The following is a 6,865-nucleotide window of genomic DNA, read 5'->3' on the forward strand; positions in this document are numbered from 1 at the left end:
CGAGGTCGAAGCTTACAATCTTATCTTTTCAACAGCATAGGAACTTGATCAGCTCGGCAATGTGCGGGGATAGACTCATTCCTTATTCGAAAGAAGCCGTAGTTGTCTTCGCCGTTTGCTAACGATGCTTGCTGATTATTTCCTATGCTCCGAAGAAACAATATTGTTCCTTGCTGAACTTGTTTCATTAAGGGAGAAGGAGTGAATCAGATGAAAATCCGTTTGGTAAATGCAGGTGTATTTACACCGGTAGAAGACATTGAAACAACATTAACACCTCCAGAAAAAGGATTTTATTGGATTGACGCGGATATTGAAGATTTGGCTTTGCTGCAGCCGCTCTTCTCGATCCATGATTTGGCTGTAGAGGACTGTCTCTCTGAAGAAGAACAACGTCCAAAAATCGAAATTTATGAAAGTCATTATTTTATAGTTATTAACAGTATTCGATTTGATGATGAGGAAATTTTCTTAAGAGCGCTGAATGTGTTCTTAGGACGCCATTATATTATTACAGTCACTAAGCAAAAAATTCATGAGCTTCGCGCACTTAAACCTGTTCTCTGGGAACAGGAAGTGAACGAACCTGACCGCTTCTTATACCTGCTGATCGACCTTGTCGTAGATAATTATTTCACAGTAGGTGACCGAATTGAGGCCAGAATTGAAAAACTTGAAGAAGATATATTGATGCATACGAAAAAGTCGCATCTTAACGAAATTATCGGACTTCGAAGCGAAATTTTGTGGCTCAAAAAAGTGCTCGGCCCACAAAAAGAAGTGATTAATACGCTCAATAAAAAAGATCTGCGTCTTATTGATGACCAGCTCCAAAAATATTTTAGCGATATTTACGAAAATGCAGTGAAAATTTCGGAAACTTTTGATACGTATCGCGATTTGATGGGGAACTTACGAGAAGCCTATCAATCCAGTATTGCCAATCGTGCCAACGAAATCATGCGCGTGTTTACAGCCATAACAACGATATTCATGCCGCTGACCGTCATTACAGGCATCTATGGGATGAACTTTGATCATATCCCTGAGCTTCATTGGAAGTATGGATACTTCTTCGTGATTAGTATCATGATTACGCTCGGCTTCAGCATGTTTTATATTTTCCGTAAAAAAGAATGGCTTTGAGCCTGTAAAGGACGATAAAGATTTCTTACCCAAGAACTCTTCTATCGTCCTTTGTTATTAACTTGCAGTAGAATATGATCAACCTACATCAAGGCGGGCAGAAGCTTGTCTGCGATATCTGATCCGAATCATCCGCAGCTTCTCATACAGCTGGTCAAGCGATTGGTCAGCCGGAATATCTGTACCGTAAACATGCTGCAACACAGGTTTCAAAAGTGTATCTCCCAACTCCTCATACGCTTTCCATACCGCCGCCTTCTCTTCTTCAGACATATGTGCAAGCTCTGACTCAATGAGTGCATCCGTATCATATCCCTCTTGTTCCAACTGTTCCAGAAGCTCAACAAGTTCACGGCGCGACGTAGCATGCTGCTCTTCCAGCTGCTCCAGACTCACTCCTGCTGATATCCCTTCCAAAATGGATCTTCTTATTTTGTATTGATCGAGATCTTGCTTATATTTATTTTCCTTTTGTTTGTAGAACCATGACATAAATGCTTCATCATCAAGCTGACGATACACCCAATCTAATGGAAAAGTATGCTCTCGCTTCATCCCGCTCGTAAATTGCAACAGTTCCTGGCCGTATTCTTGCACCTTGCTATCGCCCACACCAGGAAGCTGTAGAAGCTCCTCTACCGTCTGCGGCACGAACGTACTGATCAATCGAAGCACACGGTTACTCGCGATAAAATATGGGGCTTTGCGTTCTCCAGATGCTTTCTTGCGCCGCCAAACAGCGAGCTCATTATAGAGTTCTTCGTTTCCGTGCAGTTCACTGTAACAAATTAGTTTTTGCGCTGCATTCGTACGGTGCCCCGCTTCCTTCTCATGAAACACTCCTTCAATAAGCGGGCGGAAGCCATCGGATAATTTCATAGCAAGTCCGTGCCTAAAAATATGCAGCATCTCACTCCATGAGCCGCCTTCATACCAAATGGATTCCCGCTCCTGCCCTGCTGCGTCAAACTCGCTCCAGCCCATGCGCCATACTCCTCGTTCCTCACCGATCCATACTTTCGCCGGAATAAGGCGCTCGTCCTGTCTTTTCTCCATACTGTTCAAAAAAACAATATGCATATCCTACACCTCCTCGATCGTCAGCCAACAAAAAAAGCACCCCTCCTACAAATTTCGTAAGAGAGGTGCTTCCTCTATGTATGCTGTTGCACATTATTATACCATATTTTGTAATTTTGTCAATAAGTTGTTATAGAATCAACCTTATTCAGCGCTCTGTGACCTAATGCAAGTGCTCCGCAAAGACCTGCGTTATCACCAAGCTTCGGCGGAACAATATATTGATCGATTTGATCATTGATATGGGAATGCTGCAAGTACCCGTTTATCATTTCCTGCACCTTGGCCTTAATTAGCGGGAAGAGCTGTTTCTGCTTCATCACTCCGCCGCCCATCACTATTTGATGCGGAGACAAAATCAGGATATAGTTCATCAAGGCTTGGGCTAGATAGTAGGCTTCCAATTCCCATGCAGGATGATCCTCAGTCAATTCGCTCCCTTGCACGCTCCATCTCTGATTGATCGCTGGCCCTGAAGCCACACCTTCAAGGCAATCCACATGATATGGACAGCATCCTGCAAACGGATCATCGGGATGCCGTCTTACGAATATATGTCCCATTTCTGGGTGAGATAATCCATGAACCAGCTTCCCATCTACAACAACTCCTGCACCTATGCCCGTACCTACGGTCATGTAAAGGCAGCTATCTAATCCTTGCGCTGCTCCCCACATATATTCACCTAATGCAGCACCGTTCACATCTGTATCAAACCCAATTGGAACTGACAAATGCTTCTTTACACTCCCTACGAAGTCGAAATGTCCCCAGTGGAGCTTCGGTGTCGTTGTAATAAATCCGTATGTAGGACTATTAACAATGGGATCGATCGGTCCAAATGAACCTATGCCTATTGCCTCGACCCCAGTCTGCCTAAAAAAATTCACAACGTGCTGCATCGTTTTCTCAGGTGTTGTCGTGGCAAAGCTTACCCTCTCAAGCAACGTCCCGTCTTCGGTTCCAACGCCGCAAACAAATTTTGTTCCTCCGGCTTCAATAGCTCCAAGCAAGGCCATATTCATACTCCTCCTTAAGGAATATATCTAAATATGTTTAACCTTCTGTTCGATACGCTATGATGGGCTATATACCAATTCGCTGGGCAACGACCAGTTCCTTTTTTGTAAAATAGATTAATTCTCCCCTGTAAATTCTGTATATTATATGATGAGTTCATGAAAATAAGCTCTTATATGCATAAAACACAGGTGAGCACTTCGATATGAAGTATCTCCTGTGTTTTGTTTGAGAAATTTTACTCTAAATCATTTCGCTTGTCCATTCACTTTACTGCCGAATACAAGTGTGTTGCTCAGCTCGCGACCGGGCTTTGTCAATATTGTACCGCCAGCATACAGTGCGGAGGATGCTCCTCCATCTAAATTCATCGCTTGCTTGACACCGAGCTTCTGCATGACGGCCGCCCATTGCTTCATCGTTACACCAGATACCGTCGCAATAACAATGGATCCATCTTCTTTAATGCCTATAGCACTTCGTGCCGCAGCATTTTTTAATATCTTCTCATCCTTGAAGCCTTCAGCTTCCGGATTAAGCTGGACTTTGCCATCCTTCACAAGACGAGGCCCTGCACCGACTGCCGTCACCACATCGTCCCACGGAATTGTATGACCTTGGCTGTCTTTATACGATAGGGTCATCTTGACGACATCACCTACTTCAAAGCGATCCGCTCTCGATTTTTGAGTCCCTGTATACACCAATACATAACCGTCCCTAGGAATCGAGATGTTAATATTCGTCGTTTTCTTCGTTACTTTACCGTTCTCGATGACTACAGCTGTGCCGCCTTTGAAACCAACCTTTCCTCCTCTGGCCGAGTTGAACAGTATATCTGTACTCGCGCCGTCTGCAGGTGTACGGTTCACAAATGTCGCATACCAGCCTTGGCTTCGTCCATTCTGTCCCGTAACGGTGCCCGTAATGGATATCATTAATGAATCCATGAGAGCTGTGCCATCCTTTAGAAAACCAATTGTCGTTCCATAGCGGCCTATATGTGCTATTTGACCATTCCTAATTAGCGTACCATAGGGATCAGGAGCTCCGTGATAAGCCTCAAAGAAAGCTCCGTTAATTGCCGCTTCTGCCTGATACATTTTTACGATGGATGCAAACGGAGCTGTCTGACCGACTTGCCCTTTAGCAAGACCTAGAGTCACAGGTGTTCCCTTCGGAATGGTCACCGTCTGAACTGTAAAGCTCTTTCCATTAATTGAAACCTTCTTATTCTCTACTTTCATACCGGCCTTTGCTGCAGCTGTACTTGTCCAGTTCATAGACAGAAATAAACTAATAACGATAAAGATAGATAATAGCTTTTCAATTCGCATTCGGGTCATCATCAAACGATCGCCACTCCCATTAGAGAACATAGACTTTTCATTTCTAACTCTTCGAACTTAGCAACTACCTGAGCATGATTCAGCTCAAGCTCGCATGATTCAACTTTATAGTTTAACGGAACGTCCCTTCGAATCTCAGCCAGTTGTCTGGACAAATGAAGCATATCGAGATCAGCCTCAATTTTAGCTCTAATGGATTTGGAAAGAGAATCTAAATGATCAAGGATACCTTCAATGGATCCATATTCTTGAATAAGCTTCAGCGCCGTCTTCTCACCAATGCCTCGCACGCCTGGATAGTTATCACTCGCATCTCCCATCAGTGCTTTCAAATCAATAATTTGGCGAGGGGTTAGCTGTTTCTCCTCCATAAGTGACTCGGGAGTGTACACTTTGTAATTGCCGTGACCTTTTTTCATAATAATGACATGAGTCCGATCATCAACCAACTGCAGCATATCATGATCGCCGGTTAGCACCATCACGTCCATCTCTTTGGACAGCTCTCTAGATAACGAGCCGATGCAATCATCAGCTTCAAAACCTTCTGCGCCAATATTAGGAATACCAAGGCTGTCCATAACTTCTTGAATGAGTGAAAATTGCGGGATCAGGTCGTCTGGAGCGTCTGCCCGGTTCCCTTTATATGCAGGAAACTGCTCCATACGAAACGTTTTGCCGCCTAAATCCCAGCAGCACGCTACATGCGTGGGGTCGAACGTCTCTACTGCATCCCAAAAGTAACGGATAAAGCCATAGATTGCATTGGTCGGAATACCCGCTTTCGTCCTTCTAATATACCCGCTGGAAGCCGTAGCATAAAAGGCTCGGAACAGCACCGCCATACCGTCGACGAGCATGATTTTGTTATTCGAATTCTGATTATTCACTACATAACTCTCCTTATGATCTCTGTTGATTATGTTAGGTTGTCCTATTGTTACACAATTCGACACTCATCCTAGTATATCATAATGAACTATAGTAATATGGATGAATATATTGTCTTGCATTCTATCAATAGGTGTAAAGGAGAGTTGTATGAATCAACAAACGTTCTCTCATATCGCTCATCAGCATCATCTGTTTCACAACCCGATTAGCGAGGCCAAAATAAATCGCATCATTGACCTTATTCCGCTTCATCCAAATGATCAAATCATAGATATCGGTGCAGGAAAAGGCGAGCTTCCCATTCGTTTCATTGAAAAGTATGGCGTCAACGCTGTAGCCATCGAATTGTTCGAAGGTTCTATTGCAGCAGGGGAGAAAAACGCTAAAGGACGAATTCCAAGTGAAAAGCTCCAATTCATTAATCAGGACGCTAAAGAAGTTATAAATACATATTTAAATGGTCAGTTCAGCTTAGGGATTTGCATCGGTTCAAGCCATGCTCTCGGAGGCTATGAGGAGACTATTACAGCTTTGCGTAAAGCTGTCAAGAAAGGCGGTTATATTCTTATTGGAGAAGGATACTGGAGGAAGAAGCCGAGCCCAGATTATTTAGCTGCACTTGGCGCTGAAGAATCCGAGATGAAAAGTCACTTAGGAACGATTGAAGCCGCAGAAGCATTAGGTCTTACCGCTCTATGGTCGACCATTGCCAGTGAAGATGATTGGGATGAATATGAATGGCTCTACTCCATGTCTATTGAGAATGAATGCCATAACCATCCTGATCACCCTGATCGTGATTGGATGCTGAACAAGATCCGTAATTGGCGCAAAATATACCTGACGTGGGGACGAGATACACTTGGATTTGGGCTTTATTTGTTTAGAAATTAATATGGAAAACGGATACTTTCTGAGGGGAGGTATCCGTTTTTCGGATAATAACAAGTCATTTATATCCTTTACGTAATATAGAACAATATGGCCATGAGTTGTTCGGTATTGAAGTAGCTACAATTAGCTACTAATATCCCACTACGTTCAGATAAAACTCATATTCGATGAATCACAATTTAATTTCGATTCTCTTTATATCCCACTACGTTCAGATAAAACCCCTAGTCGGCAGCTGGAACGAATACTTGATTCCACCTTTATATCCCACTACGTTCAGATAAAACCGACTCCCACCAGCGATCGCACTGATCAAAGAAGTCGTCTTTATATCCCACTACGTTCAGATAAAACGATATTGACCTCATCTAAGTCCTGAATATAAGGTGGATCGTCTACACTTAGTTGGACATAAAAAATAGGGGCTAGTAGAATGAAATCAATACAATTAGGAGCGGATCTACTATGCCAAAACAAAGACG

Annotated in this window: 6 protein-coding genes; 2 read left to right on the plus strand and 4 right to left on the minus strand. The window is 43.3% G+C overall.

The features are described from left to right. Window positions 1-210 precede the first annotated feature (210 nt). The gene (corA, locus tag J2Z20_RS17530) at window positions 211-1,146 is read left to right on the plus strand and encodes a magnesium/cobalt transporter CorA (protein WP_209853328.1); all 936 of its coding nucleotides are present in this window, start codon (window positions 211-213) and stop codon (window positions 1,144-1,146) included. 78 nt (window positions 1,147-1,224) lie between these two features. Here the strand turns inward: corA and J2Z20_RS17535 are convergent, their stop codons facing one another. From J2Z20_RS17535 to J2Z20_RS17550, 4 genes are all read right to left on the minus strand, one after another. Next, window positions 1,225-2,226 (minus strand): HRDC domain-containing protein, encoded by a 1,002-nt coding sequence (locus J2Z20_RS17535; protein WP_209853330.1) that lies wholly within the window; start codon window positions 2,224-2,226, stop codon window positions 1,225-1,227. A 119-nt stretch (window positions 2,227-2,345) separates the two neighbouring features. After that, on the minus strand, window positions 2,346-3,245 hold the full coding sequence (locus tag J2Z20_RS17540) for an ROK family protein (RefSeq protein WP_280921789.1): 900 nt from the start codon (window positions 3,243-3,245) through the stop codon (window positions 2,346-2,348). A gap of 249 nt (window positions 3,246-3,494) precedes the next feature. Further along, window positions 3,495-4,595: a phosphodiester glycosidase family protein gene (locus J2Z20_RS17545; RefSeq protein ID WP_209853332.1), complete on the minus strand. Its 1,101-nt coding sequence runs from the start codon at window positions 4,593-4,595 to the stop codon at window positions 3,495-3,497. Further along, a complete protein-coding gene (locus J2Z20_RS17550) occupies window positions 4,595-5,455 on the minus strand; it encodes a 5'-3' exonuclease (protein WP_209853338.1) in 861 nt (286 codons plus the stop codon). Before J2Z20_RS17550 ends, J2Z20_RS17545 begins: the two co-directional genes overlap by 1 nt. Before the next feature lie 181 nt (window positions 5,456-5,636). Here J2Z20_RS17550 and J2Z20_RS17555 point away from each other — a divergent pair, with 181 nt between their 5' ends. Then, window positions 5,637-6,383 (plus strand): SAM-dependent methyltransferase, encoded by a 747-nt coding sequence (locus J2Z20_RS17555; protein ID WP_209853334.1) that lies wholly within the window; start codon window positions 5,637-5,639, stop codon window positions 6,381-6,383. The last annotated feature ends 482 nt before the right edge of the window (window positions 6,384-6,865 follow it).

Origin of the sequence: Paenibacillus sediminis (assembly GCF_017873765.1) — a bacterium.
Lineage (GTDB): Bacteria > Bacillota > Bacilli > Paenibacillales > Paenibacillaceae > Paenibacillus_AG > Paenibacillus_AG sediminis.